The organism is Streptomyces virginiae (assembly GCF_040638905.1).
Classification (GTDB): domain Bacteria; phylum Actinomycetota; class Actinomycetes; order Streptomycetales; family Streptomycetaceae; genus Streptomyces; species Streptomyces virginiae_B.
The window spans coordinates 167,187-182,361 of record NZ_JBEZYV010000012.1 but is presented as its reverse complement, the minus strand read 5'-3'; the positions used below and the strand labels follow the sequence as shown (position 1 = coordinate 182,361).

11 protein-coding genes are annotated in these 15,175 nt (G+C 75.9%); 6 read left to right on the top strand and 5 right to left on the bottom strand.

The genetic code is table 11. The features are described from left to right. The first annotated feature begins 18 nt into the window (after window positions 1-18). A complete protein-coding gene (locus tag AB0F82_RS19560; protein WP_356813508.1) occupies window positions 19-453 on the top strand; it encodes a hypothetical protein in 435 nt (144 codons plus the stop codon). Between the two features lie 79 nt (window positions 454-532). Here AB0F82_RS19560 and AB0F82_RS19555 read toward each other — a convergent pair whose 3' ends face one another. The 3 genes from AB0F82_RS19555 to AB0F82_RS19545 form a co-directional block, all read right to left on the bottom strand. Further along, on the bottom strand, window positions 533-5,257 hold the full coding sequence (locus AB0F82_RS19555) for a hypothetical protein (protein ID WP_362629171.1): 4,725 nt from the start codon (window positions 5,255-5,257) through the stop codon (window positions 533-535). A 53-nt stretch (window positions 5,258-5,310) separates the two neighbouring features. Next, entirely contained in the window at window positions 5,311-6,213 is a 903-nt protein-coding gene (locus AB0F82_RS19550) for a hypothetical protein (RefSeq protein ID WP_362629169.1), read from the bottom strand. 169 nt (window positions 6,214-6,382) lie between these two features. After that, window positions 6,383-7,885: a hypothetical protein gene (locus AB0F82_RS19545; protein WP_362629167.1), complete on the bottom strand. Its 1,503-nt coding sequence runs from the start codon at window positions 7,883-7,885 to the stop codon at window positions 6,383-6,385. Between the two features lie 170 nt (window positions 7,886-8,055). Here AB0F82_RS19545 and AB0F82_RS19540 point away from each other — a divergent pair, with 170 nt between their 5' ends. Genes AB0F82_RS19540 through AB0F82_RS19530 form a run of 3 tightly spaced genes read left to right on the top strand, consistent with a single transcriptional unit; the run spans window position 8,056 to window position 10,326 of the window. Further along, window positions 8,056-8,850 carry a LamB/YcsF family protein gene (locus tag AB0F82_RS19540; protein ID WP_362629165.1) on the top strand — a complete coding sequence of 265 codons (795 nt, stop codon included), beginning with the start codon at window positions 8,056-8,058 and terminating at the stop codon, window positions 8,848-8,850. Further along, window positions 8,847-9,467 carry a 5-oxoprolinase subunit B family protein gene (locus AB0F82_RS19535; protein ID WP_362629162.1) on the top strand — a complete coding sequence of 207 codons (621 nt, stop codon included), beginning with the start codon at window positions 8,847-8,849 and terminating at the stop codon, window positions 9,465-9,467. The genes AB0F82_RS19540 and AB0F82_RS19535 overlap by 4 nt, the downstream gene beginning before the upstream one ends. After that, window positions 9,460-10,326: a biotin-dependent carboxyltransferase family protein gene (locus AB0F82_RS19530; RefSeq protein ID WP_362629159.1), complete on the top strand. Its 867-nt coding sequence runs from the start codon at window positions 9,460-9,462 to the stop codon at window positions 10,324-10,326. Before AB0F82_RS19535 ends, AB0F82_RS19530 begins: the two co-directional genes overlap by 8 nt. 234 nt (window positions 10,327-10,560) lie before the next feature. Here AB0F82_RS19530 and AB0F82_RS19525 read toward each other — a convergent pair whose 3' ends face one another. Beyond that, entirely contained in the window at window positions 10,561-11,958 is a 1,398-nt protein-coding gene (locus tag AB0F82_RS19525; protein WP_362629156.1) for a HEAT repeat domain-containing protein, read from the bottom strand. 320 nt (window positions 11,959-12,278) lie between these two features. Beyond that, the gene (locus AB0F82_RS19520; RefSeq protein ID WP_362629153.1) at window positions 12,279-12,695 is read right to left on the bottom strand and encodes an ankyrin repeat domain-containing protein; all 417 of its coding nucleotides are present in this window, start codon (window positions 12,693-12,695) and stop codon (window positions 12,279-12,281) included. Window positions 12,696-12,998: 303 nt separating this feature from the next. On the opposite strand from AB0F82_RS19520, the gene AB0F82_RS19515 reads away from it, so the two are divergent. Further along, the gene (locus AB0F82_RS19515; RefSeq protein WP_030706611.1) at window positions 12,999-13,193 is read left to right on the top strand and encodes a hypothetical protein; all 195 of its coding nucleotides are present in this window, start codon (window positions 12,999-13,001) and stop codon (window positions 13,191-13,193) included. Between the two features lie 65 nt (window positions 13,194-13,258). Continuing rightward, window positions 13,259-14,896 carry a hypothetical protein gene (locus tag AB0F82_RS19510; protein ID WP_362629149.1) on the top strand — a complete coding sequence of 546 codons (1,638 nt, stop codon included), beginning with the start codon at window positions 13,259-13,261 and terminating at the stop codon, window positions 14,894-14,896. The last annotated feature ends 279 nt before the right edge of the window (window positions 14,897-15,175 follow it).

Here is a 15,175-nt window from a genome sequence, read left to right as displayed (position 1 = left end):
GTGGGGAGTGAGCGGACCATGAGCAGTGACGAGGGCGGCGGCGCCGGTGCGGCGCGGCGCGGCCTGTGGGTGGAGGAGCCGGCGCGCCGGCGTCGGATGCCGGACCCGGTGCGGGCTTCGGCGGTGCGGTCGGTGCTGGTCGTGGCCGTGACGCTGACCCAGGCGACGATCACGTTCTTCCTGAGCCTGACGGGCTCCTGGATGGCCTTCCCGATGGTGCTCGGCTCGGTCGCCGCGACCGTCTTGGCCACCTGGGCCGTGCTGGACGTGTGGATCACCCGGCAGACGTGGAACCAGCGCTACGGGGTCGTCTCGGAGCCGAGCAGCACGGCGCGGCTGCGCCGCCGCGAGGCCCGCCGGGCGGCCCGGGCCGCGCGGGCGGCGCACAAGCTCGCCGGGCCGGTCCGAATAGCCCGCGAGGACGGGCCGCTCGCGGGGTTCGGCCGCCGCTGAGCGTCCCGACGGGGCACGCCGTGCGGACCGGTGGCCCCCCTGCGCCGGAACGGCGCAGGGGGGCGCCGCCCGCGGCCCGTCAGGCGGTCGGCGCGGCGCTGCGGCGGAACATCCGGGTGGCGGTGATCTCGCCGTGGATGGCCTCCCCCTCGGGCGACTGCTGCGGCAGGCCCGGGCGCAGGTGCTCCTCGACGCTGATGTACTTCAGGCCCGCCCGCAGGTCCGCGTCGTTGCGCAGGCGGATCACCAGCGGGAACTCGGCGAGGGCGGTCGTGTCGAAGAGTCCGGTCGTGTACAGCAGCTGGACGCCGAGCGCGTCGGACACGGCCCGCTGGAGCTCCAGCAGGTAGGTGGCGTTCGCGCGGCCGATCGGGTTGTCGAGGAACAGCGTGCCCGCGTGCCGGTGCTTGTCGCGGCCCCGGTCGTTGCTGCGCAGCGCCGCCATCGTGCAGTACAGCGCGATCGCCGCGGTCAGCAGCTGTCCCCCGGAGAACACGTCGCCCATCTGGCCCACCGGCACCCGTTCGGCGCGCAGCACCGCGTCCGGCTTGAGGATCTCCACGGAGATGCCCTTGGGCTCCAGGGCCGCCTGGACGCCACGCAGCAGCAGGGACATGCCGTCGCGGCGGCCCTCGCCGAAGGAGGCGCCGCTGTTCTTCTTCACCGCGGTGCGCGTTGCGTCGTCGATGACCTCGCCGAGGCGCTCCGTGAGGGTCGCCTGGTCGGGCTCCTCGAAGCGGATCCGCAGGAACTCCTGCCCGGACCATTCGCCGAGCCCTTCGGGCAGTTGCGAGAGGCGCTGCGCGGAACGGAGCGTGGCCAGGGCGGATTCGACCAGGCCGCGCAGCCGGTCGACGATGCTGTCGCGGTTGCGCTCCAGCTGCGCCAGCTCGTCGGTGAGGACGCGCAGCCGGGGGGCGAAGGCCGCAGCCCAGGCCGCAGCGTGCTCGGGCAGAGCCGAGGCGGGCAGTTCGCGGATCTGCTGGCGCGCGGGGGTGCGTACCTGCTCGTAGCGGGTGGCGTTGGCGTGCCGGACCAGGACGTCGCTCGCCTCGCGCACCGCGGACTCCGCGGCCGACAGGTCGGCGGAGCAGCCGCGCAGGGAGCGGCGGGCCTCGGCGGCCGACTGGCGGGCCTCCTCCAGCGTGCCGTGGTGCGCCACCGGCTCCTGCTCGTCGTCCTGGTGGGTGTGGTCGCGCAGCAGGTCCCTCAGGAGCGCCGCGGTCTCGTCGAAGCCGCCTGCGCCGTCCTCGGCGGTGCGGTGGGCGCGCAGCAGGTCCGCGTGGGCGGCGCGGGCGCCCTCCACGGCCGCGGTGTGGGCGGCGAGCTGGGCGGTGGCCGTGCGCAGCAGGGCCTGTGCGTGCTCGACGTCCCCGGGGATCAGCTCCTCGGGCAGGTCGGTGTGCGCCTCGCCCTCGGCGGGGGCGTGCCGTTCGGCCTCGCCGCGCAGCCGGCCGAGCTGCTCGCTGGCGGCCGACGCCCGGGTCTCCAGCATCTGTACGAGGGACTCGGCGCGGGCGGCCGCGGCCTGGCGGGACGGGCCGTCGGCGCCGTCGGTGCCCTCCAGGAGCTGGGCGGCGCGGGTGCGCACCTTGTTGGTGAGGCGGTCGAGTTCGGCGAGAGCGGCGCTCTCGTCGCTCTCGGCGCGGGCCTGTTCGGCGCGCAGGTCGGCGCCGACGCCGACCTTCTCGTAGAGCTGGGAGGCGGCGCGGTAGGCCTCGCGGAGGTCGGGGAGGGGCACGCGCGGGCCGTCGTCGCCGTCGGGCAGCTGGTCGGGGGCGCCGGCGATCTCCGCGCGTTCGGCGCGCAGCGCCCGGGCGGTGCGGCGGGCGTCGTCGGCGGCGCGCTGGGCTGCGCGGCGGTCCTCGTCGGCGGCGCGGGCCCGATCGAGGCAGACCTCGGCGCGGGCCTCGGACTCGGCGGCCTCATCGGCGAGTTCCCGGAGGCGGGCCTGCCAGCCGGCGCGCTCGCGCAGGCGGAAGGCGAGGCCCGCGAGGGCGTCGGCGGCGCGGCGGGCGCGCTGGGCGGTGTCCTGGCGCTCCTCGCGGACCCGGGCCGCGTCGGCGGCGGCCTCGTCGGCCTCGGCGCGTGCGGTACGGGCCTCCGCGAGCTCGGCGTCGGTCTCCTGGGCGAACATCCGAGCGGCGGCGGCCGCCTCGGCGAGCTCGGTGAGGCGGCCGGGCGGGCAGCCGGTGCGCCAGGAGGCGAGCCGGGCGGAGAGCTCACGGTCGCCGGCGAGGCGGGCGGCGAGGTCGCGGATCTCGGTGTCGCGGGCGGCGGCGCGGGTGCGCAGCGCCTGGCGCTCCTCGTCGGCGGCGTGCTCGTCGTGCATGGCCGGGTTCGGCGGCACGAGGAAGACGGCGGTGTCCTCGCCGTCGGGGCCCGCCGGGGGGACGGGCGCGAGCAGGGCTGCGGCCGTGCCCACGGCGACGGTGGAGCGGGGCAGCAGGGCGGCGCCGGAGAGGACCTCGCGGGCCCGGCTGTGGGTGTCGGGGTCGGTGATGACGACGCCGTCGACGAGCTCGGGGCGGGCGGCGAGGACGGCGGCGTGGTCGGCGGGGTCTACGGCCTGGGCGAGGTAGCGCCAGCCGGGGAGCGCGGGGATGCCGTGTTCGCCGAGGTACTCGACGGTGGCGAGGACGTCCGGGCCGGGCGGGAGCAGGCCGCCGTCGCCGAGGGCGCCGAGGATGCGGGAGTCGTCTGCGGCCGCGGTGCGCAGCTCGAACAGCTGGCGCTCGGCCGAGGCGACGCCGTCGGCGAGCAGTTCGCGCAGGTCGTCGGCGCTCCGGTCGAGGTCCTCGGCGGTGAGCAGTCCGACGGCGGTGGCCACCGCGCCGCGGGCGGTGCCCTGCGCTGCGCCGTGCGGGCCGCCGGCGGCTGCCGGGCCCCCGGCGGACGCGCCGGTGGAGCCGTCGCCCGTGCGGGGCGAGGGGACGGATACGTCGGCGGGGTCCACCGCCGAGGGCAGTCCGAGGAGTTCGGCGAGGCGCGGGGACGCGGCGAGCGAGGCGGCGGCTCGGTACTCGGCGTCGTGGGCGGCTTCGGCTGCCTCGGCGGCGTCCGCGGCGCGGGCGGCGGTCAGCTCGGCCCGGGATTCCGCGGCGGCGGCCTCACGGGCGGCTTCGGTGGCGGCACGGGCGGCCTCGCGGGACTCGTCCCAGGCGGCCACGGCGGCCTTCTCGGCGTCCGCGGCGGCGAGGGCGGCGCGGGCCGGGTCGGCGTCGGGGGCGGAGTCGTCGAGCCAGCCGGCACGGACGGCCTCGGCGGTCTCCTGCTGGACCTCGCTGAGCCTGGCCCTGAGGTGCTCGGCCTCGCTGCGGGCCCGCTGGGCGGCCGTGGCCGCGGCGGTGGCGTCGCGGTGGGAGTCCTCTCCGGTGGCCTGGAGGGCCGCCGAACGCTCCTCCTCCTCGTTGGCGAGCCGCTCACCCTCCTCGGCGGCGGTGTGCAGGGCCCGTACGAGCCGGCCCGCGGCGGTGGCGCGGGCGGCCAGGGCCGGGGCGGCGTCGCGCTCGGCCTCCAGGATCGCTGCGGCGACGCGGGCGGAGCGGTCGGCGGCGGCCCGGTGGCGCAGCACGGTCTCGGCGGCCTGCCAGGCGGAGTGCAGGGTGCGGGCTTCGAGGAGTTCGCGGCGCTGGGCGGCGGCTGCCTTGTCGGCGACGGTCAGGGCCAGGGAGGCGTGCCGGTAGGCGAGTTCGGCGGAGACGGCCGCGCTGCGGGTGCGGGCGGACTCGGCGGCGGTGACGTCGTGGGCGGCGGCGGTCACGCGCTGGGCGAGGTCGGCGGTCCGGCCGCGTTCCTCGGCGGCGCGGGCGGACAGCCTGCGGGCGAGGGTGCGCGTGCGGCGTTCGGCGCCCGCGTGGACGTCGCGCAGCCGGGAGCGGGCGGCGGCGGCTTCGACGATCTTGGTGAGGAGGTCCACCGAGCCGGCGGTGAAGTCGCGTTCGGCCATGAGCTCGGCGCGGCGGCCGAGCTTGTTGCCGAAGCCGTGGACGAGGTCGGCGAGGCCGTCCGTGTCGCGGGTGTCGGTGACGGCGCGCAGCAGCAGGTCGGTGAAGTCGGAGTCCTTCTTGACCGCGAAGAGGCCGGCCGCCTCGCCCTCGTCGGCGTTCATCTCACGCTGGTAGCGGAAGAGTTCGGGGTCGAGGCCCAGCTCGGTGAGGTGCTCGTTCCAGCGGTCGTGGATCTCCTCGAAGTAGACCTCGAGGTGCGGATAGGCCTTGCCGGCGTCGGTGAGCGCGTCGCGGAAGCCCTTCATGGTGCGGCGGCGGCCCTGGGCGCCGGAGGCGCCTTCGACGGGCGGTCGCACGGCGGTCGACTCGGCGACGGGCAGGCTGTCGAGGCTCAGGCCGGGGCCGGGGCGGAAGGAGTACCAGGCCTCGGCGAACTTGCGGGGGTCGTTGGAGACCTGGCGGCCGCGCCATTCGCTGACCTTGCCGACGACCACGCACTCGCCGGTCTGGGTGTGCTGCCACTCCAGGGCCACGTGGCCGCAGTCGTCGGCCAGCAGGAACTTGCGCAGGACGCCGGAGCTGGCGCCGCCGAGGGTGTTGCGGTGGCCGGGGAGCATCACCGAGAAGATCAGCTTGAGGAGGACGGACTTGCCTCCGCCGTTCTCCAGGAAGAGCACGCCGGCGGGCGCGGGGCGGCGCGGTGGTCCGGTCGGCTCGTCTTCGAAGAACTCCGCCTGGGCCGGCGCCGGGTGCGGCACCGGCTCGCCGACTCCGCGCAGGTCGAGCACGGTGTCGGCGTAGCGCGCGCCGGCGGGCCCGATGGAGTAGAGGCGGATCCGGGACAGCTCGTACATGGCGGCGGACTCTCGTGGTGTCTGGGTGAGGCGGGGTCTACGGGGTTCAGGACTCAGGCGTGGAAGGGCAGCCCGGCGCCGGCGGCCAGCTCCAGGTCGTCGCCCTCGGGCGGCGGCAGGAGGGTGGCGGAGCCGTCGCTGACGGGGACCACGCCGAGTTCCAGGAGCTCGGCCATGGCCGAGCTGCCCGCCATGTCGCGGACCTGGAGCTGGTAGCGGGGGGTGGTGCGGTAGGTGCCGCCGGCCTCGTCGCCGGTGCGCTGGAGGAAACCGGAGTCGGTGAGGAAGGCGGCGGCCTTGCCGACGATGCCGGTGGTGGAACCGGCGAGGCGGCGGGCGTCCTTGGTGGCGCCGGTCGCGCTGCGGCGGGCGTAGACCCGCCAGGCGGCCTCCAGGCCGGGGGCGTCGGACGCCGGGTCGGTGTTCTCGCCGAGTTCCTCGGCGCGCTCCTCCAGGCGGCGGCAGGTCTGCCGGACGAAGGCGTCCACGCCGTTGACGGTGACACGGCCGATGTAGCCGTCGTCGGCGAGGTCCTCGGGGCGCGGGAAGGCGAGGGCGGCGACGGCGAGATGGGCGAGGCCGTGCAGGAACCGGTCGGCGGAGTCCGCGGCGGTACGGCGGGCGTAGTCGCCCATCCGGACGGCGAAGACGGAGTCCTCGTCGGCGGCCACGGCCATGCCGGCGCGCGGGGACACCTCCAGGACGACGAGGCCGAGGCCGGTCGCGACGGCGTCGGCGAGGCGGCCGAAGGCGGGCTCCTCGCGGTAGCGGCGCAGCAGTTCGGCGTACTCGGCGTCGCGGGCGGGCGCCAGTTTGGGCTGGAGCCCGAAGGCCACGAGCCGGGCCGCGTCCGCGGCGTCCGCCGGGGTCACGGCGCCCCCGGTGGCGGGCGCGACAGGAGCCGACGGCATGTCGGACTCGCTCCACGCGGGGTGCTCGGCGTGGTGGTCGCTCACGGGTGCGTCTCCTCGGCGGTACGGGGGGTGCGGACGGTACGGGGGGTGCGGACGGTATGGGTGGTGGCGGCTACGCGGGCGGCACCCGAGGCAACCCGGCTGCGCCGGGCACCGGGCTCCGCCCGGACCCGCGCCTCGTACGCCGGCGGGGCTGGATTCGCAGCGGTGGTCACGAGGCCTCCGCGCGGTCGGCGGCCATGCCGGCGGCGTCGAGGAGGGCGGTGCCGACGATGAGGTCGGCGCCACCGAACTCGGGGTCGTCGAGCTGCGTGCCGTCGTCCACGGCGAAGAGCAGTCGCTCCTCACCCTGGCGGTACGCGGTGCCCACGGCCGGGCTCGCGGCGTGCACGGCCAGCAGCGCCACCAGGTACGGCAGGTCGGCGTCGCTGCGGCGGGCCTCCGCGAGCAGCCCGGACAGCCGGCGCGGGGCATCGTGCGGCAGGTCCAGGAGGCCCATCGCGGCGGCGAGCTGCTCCTCCGTGAAGCGGCTGTCGTCCGGGGTGGCGATCAGGTCCGGCTCCGGCATCTCCGCGCCGAGGTGCTCGCGCTCCACCGGCGGGGTGAGCAGGATCTCGACGAGGTCGGCCACCCGCACGGAGACGGGCGTGCGCAGCCCCGTGCCCGCGGCGAAGAAGGCGTCGGTGACCCGGCGCGCCTGCTCCACGGGCAGCGGCAGGACCGGGGCGACGAGCTGGCCGTACAGGTCGATGCCGGTGCGCGGCGCGGGGGCGGCGAAGGCCTGGCGGTCCTGTTCGGCACGGAACAGCGGGCCCGCGTCCAGCAGCCGGGACTGCAGCTGGGTGTGGCGGCGGATGCAGTCCTTGACGATGTCGACGAGCTCGGCGGCGCGGCGCTTGTTCTCCGGCTCCTCGGCCTCGTCGCGCGCCTTGCGGATGTTGGTCAGGATCGCGTTCTCGTGGCGGTAGCGGTCGGCGACGTGGTCGAGGGCCTCGGCGATCATGTCGGGGACGGCCTGGAGCCAGTCCACCGCCCGGACGTTGCGCCGGGTCGCGTCCAGGGTGCGGCGCAGGGTCTCCGCGTACTGCACGGTCCGGTAGCGGGCCTGCTCGGCGGCCAGCTGGGCGTCCGCCAGCCGCCCGCGGCTGATCAGCACCTCCAGCTTGACCTCTGCGGCGATCTGGGCGCTGGTGACGTCGGTGTCGAGGGCTCCGACCAGGACGTTGACGGCCTCGTCGGTGGTGCGCAGGTAGACCGCGCCGCCGTAGGGGACCTCTTCGACCAGCTTGAAGTCGTAGTCCCGGCGGACGTAGACGCCGTCCGGGCCGAACGTGCCGTAGATCGCGCGGAAGCCGCGGTCCACGCTGCCGACGTTGATCAGGTTCTCCAGCACCCAGCGGGCCACCCGCTCGTGCTCGGCCGCCGGGCGGGAGGGGGCCTGGGCCGCGACGCGCGGCAGCAGTCTGGCCACTATCTGCTCGTGGTCGGCGCCCGTGTCGAAGTCCATGTTGAGCGTGACCAGGTCGATCGCGGCGAGCGCGACCTCCGCCATCGCGTAGATCCCGTACTCGCCCGCCAGATTGGCCTTGCGTACGTCGAGGTCGTGCAGCGGGGCGGTGCAGGCGAGGGCACGCAGCCGCCGGGCCAGGCCCTCGTCGGCGGCCGGGCCCGGCGCCGGGGACGGAAGGGTCTTCGCCGGGGCAGGGAGAGTCACGGACAAAGACTAGGTCCTGTTACTGACAACATCCCAAACGGCATGCTTCGGCCGGATCGTCCGGCCTTCGCGCCGGCATCCGCGCCGGCATCCGCATCGGCGGCCGCTTCGGCGTTCGCATCGGCAGCCGCTTCGGCATCCGGTCGGGCCGCCTGCTCTACGCTCGGCGCATGGCTTCCATGATCGCATCCGCTCCGGTGATCGACCTCAACGCCGATCTCGGCGAGGGGTTCGGGCGCTGGATGCTCACCGACGACGAGGCCCTGCTCCGCGTCGTCACGAGCGCCAACGTCGCCTGCGGCTTCCACGCCGGGGACCCGTCCATCATGCGCCGGGTCTGCGAACTGGCCGCCGAGCGGGGCGTACGGATCGGCGCGCAGGTCTCCTACCGCGACCTGGCCGGCTTCGGCCGGCGCTCCATGGACGTGCCGCCCGGCGAGCTCGCCGACGAGGTGGCCTACCAGATCGGCGCGTTGGAGGTCTTCGCGCGGGCGGCCGGCTCCCGGGTGTCCTACGTGAAACCGCACGGCGCGCTCTACAACCGGACCGTGCACGACGCCGGCCAGGCCGCCGCCGTCGTCGCGGGTGTCCGGCTGGCGGCCGGCGCCGGGGCGACCGGCGGCCTGCCCGTGCTGGGGCTGCCCGGCTCGCTCCTGCTCGCCGCCGCCGAGGAGGCGGGGCTCGCTCCCGTACCGGAGGCGTTCGCCGACCGCGCCTACACCCCCGCCGGGACCCTGGTGCCGCGCGGCGAGCCGGGATCGGTCGTGCACCACCCGGACGCGGTGGTGGCGCGGGCCGTCGGGATGGCGGCCGACGGGACGGTGACGGCCGCCGACGGCTCCGCCGTCCCCGTGGCCGCGCGCTCGCTCTGCCTGCACGGGGACACCCCCGGGGCGGCCGGGCTCGCCCTGCGCGTCAGGGAGGCGCTGGGCGCCGCCGGGGTGCGGGTGGAGGCCTTCACGTGAGGACGCTGGTGGTGGGCTCGCAGGCGCTGCTGATCGAGCTGGACTCGGCGGACGAGGTCGCCGCGCTCCACGCCGAGCTGCTGCGCCGCCGGGACGCGGGCGCGCTGGGCCCCGTACGGGACCTGGTGCCCGCGGCGCGGACCGTACTGCTGGACGGCGTACGGGATCCGGCCGCGCTCGGGGCCCGGATCGCCTGCTGGGAGGTACCGCCGCTCGCGGCCGCCGAGGGGCCGCAGGTCACCGTCGCGGTGCGGTACGACGGGCCGGATCTGGCGGAGGTGGCCCGGCTGTGGGGGGTGGACCCCGGGGAGGTGCCGGGCATCGTCGGCGCCACCCCGTTCCGGGTGGCCTTCTGCGGGTTCGCGCCGGGTTTCGGCTACCTGACGGGCCTGCCGGAGAATCTCCACGTTCCGCGCCGGGACTCGCCGCGCACGGCCGTTCCCGCGGGCTCTCTGGCACTGGCGGGCGAGTACGCGGGGGTCTACCCGCGCTCCTCCCCCGGCGGCTGGCAGCTGATCGGCTCCACGGACGCGGTGCTCTGGGACCCGGCACGGGATCCGGCGGCGCTGTTCGCCCCGGGCGTCCGGGTGCGGTTCACGGAGGCCGGCCGTGACTGAGCTGCTGGTGGTGCGGCCGGGGGCGCTGACCACGGTCCAGGACCGGGGGCGTCCCGGGCACGCGCACCTGGGGGTGCCCCGCTCGGGTGCACTGGACACGGCGGCGTACGCGCTGGCGAACCGCCTGCTCGGCAACCCGCCGGACGCCTCCGTCCTGGAGACCACCCTGGACGGGGTGTCGCTGCGCGCGGCGGCCCGGACGGTCGTGGCGGTCACGGGCGCGCCCTGTCCGGTACGGATCTCCGGGCGACCGGTGCCCTGGGGGGCGCCGGTCGGACTGCCGGCCGGGGCGGAGCTGGAGGTGGGCCGGGCGGAGTCGGGCCTGCGCAGCTACGTCGCGGTGCGGGGAGGCCTGGCCGTCCCGCCGGTCCTGGGCAGCCGCTCCACGGATCTGCTGTCGGGCCTCGGGCCGCCGGTGCTGTCGGCCGGGATGATCCTGCCGGTGGGTCGCCCCGGGCCGGACCCGGTGGCCGGCGCCGACGCGTACGGGCTGCCCGCGGCGCCGTCGGAACTGCTGCTCCCCCTGCGGCCGGGGCCGCGGGCGGACTGGTTCACCGGGGCGTCCCTGGCCGGGCTGTGGCGCTCGGCGCTGCGGGTGTCGCCGAGTTCCAACCGGATCGGGCTGCGCACGGAGGGCGGTCCCGCGCTGGTCCGCGCCCGGGCCGGGGAGCTGCCGAGCGAGGGCATGGTGCTGGGCGCGGTCCAGGTGCCCCCGGACGGCCTGCCGGTGGTGTTCCTGGCCGACCATCCGGTGACCGGCGGCTATCCCGTGGTCGGCGTGGTCCCGCCGGGCCCGGCCCTGGACGCGGCGGCGCAGGCCCGTCCCGGGACTCCGGTCCGGTTCGTGCGTGCCCGATGAAACGTTTTCGGGGGCTGCGGCCAAGTACGGGGTGAGGGGCCCTGCGAGATCGAACACTCGTTGGGCCCTCCCCGCCGCTGCACTGACCGTCCGCGCGCCGGACGCGGCGCGTCGGGGTCCCCGCGCCGGCCCCACGAGGGGAGCCGGGGCGGAGGGGTGCCCGCGGGGACGTACGCGGCGCGCCCGGGCTCCGTCGTCGCGGGGCCCGGGCGCGGGGTTCGGTTCCCGGGGGCGCTACACGGCCGACTCCGGGGCGATGCGGCTGCGGACGGCGGACTGGACGTCCTCCTCCTCCGCCGGGTCCGCCGCCAGGCGGCGCAGGCGCGGGGCCACGCGGGCGTCGGCCGTCTCGGCGTGGCGGGCGGCGACCTCGCGGGTGGTCTCCTCGCAGTCCCAGAGGCACTCGACCGCGAATCCGGCCGCGAAGGAGGGGTCCGTGCTGGCGAGGGCCCGCGCGGCCCGGCCGCGCAGGTGGGACGAGGACGTCTCCCGGTAGATGTGGCGCAGGACGGGGGCCGCGCAGCCGATGGCGAGCCGGCCGGCTCCGTCGACCAGGGCGAACAGGCGCCCGGTGTCGGGGCCCGAGCCGCGGACGGTGGAGCGCAGCGCGCTCAGGACCAGGGGTGCGTCCTCGGCTCCGCCTCGGGCGGCCAGCGTGGCCGCGGCGGCCTCGCCGAGGGCGTCGGGCCGGTGGACCCAGCGCCGGGCCCGTTCGACGGCCTCGGGGCCGCACATGCGCTCGTACGCGGCCACGGCGGGCTCGTCGGCGGCGGCTTCGATGAGGTCCAGCACGGCCGGGTTGCCCGGCTCCGCGAGAACCAGGTGGTGCAGGGCGGTGGCCCGGGCGGCCTCGCCGTCGGCGCCGGCGGCGGCCGCGAGGATGGCGGAGCGGTCCTCGGGCTGGGCCACGGCAGCGAGGCAGCGGGCGGCGGGCACGTGCAGGGGGGTGCCGCGGCGCAGGCCGTCGGCGGCCCAGTCGAAGACGGCCTGGACGCCCCAGCCGGGCCGGGGCCCGCTCGGCGTCAGCTGGCGCTGCCAGCGGTCGAAGGAGCCCTGCCGGCGGGCGGCGCTCAGGCGCTCCCCGTACAGCGGCGACTCCTCCCACAGGCACCACGGCCGGGGCTCGTAGGCGTCGCGGACGGCGGCGGCCAGCCGCGCCTCGCCCTCCGCGGTGGCGGGGAAGCGGGCGAGGACGGGTGCCGCCAGTGACCGCAGTCCCTCGTCGTCGTCGCGCAGGGCGAGCTCGTCGAGGGCCCAGGCCCAGTTCGCCCCGGAGGCGGCGTAGCGGCGCAGCAGCATGAGCGCGTCGTCGCGGCCGTACGAGGCCAGGTGGCCCAGGACGGACAGGGCGAGGCCCGTGCGGTGGTCCGTGTCGTCGACGAGGTCGTCGGCGCTGAAGAGGTGGCTCTCGATCTCGCCGAGGGGGCCGTCGAGGTCGAGGTAGAGCCTGGCGTAGTACAGCGAGCGGTTCTCCACCTGCCAGTCCTGGCGCGGATCGCGGAGCACGCACTGGTTGAGGGCCGCGAGGGCCTCCGCCCTGGGCGCCGCGAGTGCGTGCAGCGTGCCGTCGCCACGGCCCCGCTGGAGGAGGCCGAGCAGGGTACCGCTCGGCGCTATGACTGGTTCGAACATGGGAGTGGCCTCAAATCAAGCTGGGGACGCAACCGGGAATCGGGATTCACAGGGCCGCGTAACAGCATGTGAGGACGTCCGCCGTCTTGTTCCGCTCGATGTAGACCATTGCCTTCTCACTCTCGTCGGTGGTTCGTGACCAGGGTTGGCCGGACCGGGCCGGGACACCCTTGGTGTCCTGGCCGTCTGCCCGTCCCCCGTGCTCGCGAATCGAATCCGACGCCATGATGGCCCAGCCGGTTTGTGCGCCGCGACCACATTTACGGCCGCCGTGACCAACCTGTGAGGTCTGTACCGGTCCTGGCCCGGCAAAAAGCGGACTACTTGGCTCCGAAGAGTTCCAGCAGGTCGGCCTTGGCGAACATGCGCGCCGTGTCCACGGCGGAGGGGGTTCCGGCGTTCGGGTCGGCCCCTCCGGCGAGCAGCGCGCGGATCACCGCCTCCTCCCCCTTGAAGACCGCGCCGGCGAGCGGGGTCTGGCCGCGGTCGTTGGCGCGGTCGGCCTCGGCGCCGCGGGCCAGCAGGGCCGTGACGGTGTCGGCGTGGCCGTGGTACGCCGCGAGCATGACGAGGGTGTCGCCGCGGTCGTTGGTGAGGTTCGCCGGGACCCCGGCGTCGAGGTACGCGGCGAGCTGCGCGCTCTCACCCTGGCGGGCGAGGTCGAAGATCTTGGTCGCCAGTTCGATGACGTCCTCGTCGGGGCCTTCCGGGGAGGTGCCCTCGGGGTGCTCGCTCATCGTGCGTACCGCCTTCCACTCGCTGCTGGCATGAAGCTTCCCCAGGCCGTGCGGGGCAGGGGTGCGCACGGCGCTGCGTCCGTACGGGTGAACCGCCAGAGTAGCGCCCTGGCCTGGGCATGTCCGGGCCGGGCCGAGGCAGGGACCACCCGGGACCCGTGTGCGGCGGCCGCGCCAGCCGGACTGAGCCGGTCAAGTGAAAAACCATTGGATTCACCCATTTGCACCTTTTTTCGCATTGATACTTCCTGTGAGCCTGGAACAACTGATGGTGACTGTCCCCACCAACCAGGAGAACCTCTCATGGTCCTGTCCATCTCAGGCGTGGTCCTGCTCGGCATCATCTGCTTCCTGTTCTTCAAGAAGGACGGGATGAAGCTGTCGCACGCGTTCGTCTGCTCGCTCTTCGGCTTCTTCCTCGCCGGCTCCGCCATCGCCCCGAGCATCACGGCGAGCACCGCGAGCCTTGCCAGCCTGCTCGGCGGGATCAAGCTCTAGCCGCCGCCGAGCAGGAACACCAGCCCCACCCGGAACAACGCTCACCACAGATCCAGGAGACGCCCGTGGCCCGGCGCCCACTCCCCCGCATTCTCAGCAGCGGCACCGCGTCGCTGGCCCGGGGCCGCGACTTGGCCCGCACGGCCGCCGACAGTGCCACGGACGTCCTCCATCCGCTCCTCGTCATCGGACGCGGCCTGCGCATCCTGGCCGCGGCCGGGCGGCGCAGATGGTCCGAGACGCCCAAGGACAAGCGCGGTCCCGCCCTGCTCCTGGGCGCAGCCTGCGTCCTCGTGGTCGCGCTCGTCCCCTACGGCCCGCTCCTCGCCCTGGTCACCCTCATGGCGGCGGCGGCCTGGCGGGGACGCGACCGCACCCCGGTGAAGACCGGACCGAGCGATGCCGAGGCCGAACGGCTCGGCTCCCTCTACGAAGCCCTCGTGCCCTACTTCTCCATCCCGGAGGATCCGAGCCCGCTCTTCGCCCACGGCGGGGAGTGGGACAAGGCCTTCAGCGGCTACGAGTTCGACGAGGCGGGCCGGCTCACCCGGCTCCACATCCGCTACCCGGCCTACTTCACCGACGGCGAGGCCGCCTCAAGGGCCCGGATCGAGGCACTGCTGCACGCCAAGTCCGGGCGCGGACGGGAGTACCTCTTCGACTGGGACGAAGAGGGCAACCAGCTCGATCTGAGCGTGCTGGCGGCGCTGCCGACGGGCATCGCCGCCCAGCCGTTCGTCACCTCCCCCGGCGAGAGCGTGCTGGGATTCACCGACTCCTCAAGCGTGCAGCGCACCCTGCCCGTGCTGGAGGGGGAGCAGCCGCGCGACGTCCCGCCGGTCATCTGGCGCACCGGGCCCCGCTCCACCGAACCCCACCTGCTCGCCGTCGGCCAGCCCGGCAGCGGCACCTCCACGCTGCTGCGCTCCCTCGCCCTCCAGGCCCTGCGGCACGGCGCCGACGTGCTGATCGTCGACGGCGGCGGCAGCGGCGAGTACGCCTGCCTGACCGGCCGAGCGGGCGTCCTGGCCGTGGAGTGCGGGCCGGTCGGCGCGGTGGCCACCCTGGAGTGGGCCGCGCGGGAGACCGAACGGCGGCTCATCGCCACCCACCGGGCCCGCGAGGCCGGCCGGCCCGCACCGGAGGACACCCGGCGCCCGCTGTGGATCCTGCTCGACCAGCCGAGCGTGCTCGCGCACCTCGCGGTCGCCGAGGGCGGGCCCGACCCCATGAACCACCTGCAGGTACCGCTGCGGCACGGGCGGCCCGCGCACGTCACGGTGGTCGTTGCCGAGCAGTTCGACCACCTGGAGCTGCTGCACGACGCGGTGTGGCAGCACACCCGGGCTCGGATCGTGCTCGGGCCCGCCGCGATCCAGCAGATCACCGACGTCCTGGGGCTGCCGCCGCACACCACGCCCACGAGCCGGGTGCCGCCGGGGCGGGGGTACGCGCGGCTGGGGACCGGGGCCGTGCACCGGCTCCAGGTGCCGGCCACGCCGGACCCGTACGACGAGGGCACGCATCCGGGGTACCGGCAGGCGGTGCTGGAACTGCTCCCGGAGCGGCAGCAGGGGCCGGCGGGGGCGGCGGCGTCCGTGGCTCCGGCGGGGACGGTGGGGCCGCCGGCGGGGGCGGTGGGACCTGCGGGGGCGGTGGGGCCGGCGCTGGTCAAGGTCCTCGACGCGCCGGAACCGTCGTAGCGCTGGGGGCGGTGCGGGCGGGCCGGCGCGGGCCGGTGATGCGGGCTGGCCCGTGCGGGCCGGTGGTGCCAGGGCGGGCCGGTGCGGGCCGGCGGTGCCGATGCGGGCCGGTGCCAGGGCGGGGTGCCGTCCGGGACTCATGATTTATGGCGCCCTGTCGGAGCTTCGTCGGCGCGGGCGATACCGCGCCAACAAATCACGTTCTACGTCCCGGACGACACCCCGCCCTGTCCCCGACCCTCAGGCACCCTCGCGCGGATGGCCGACCCGTCCGAGGCC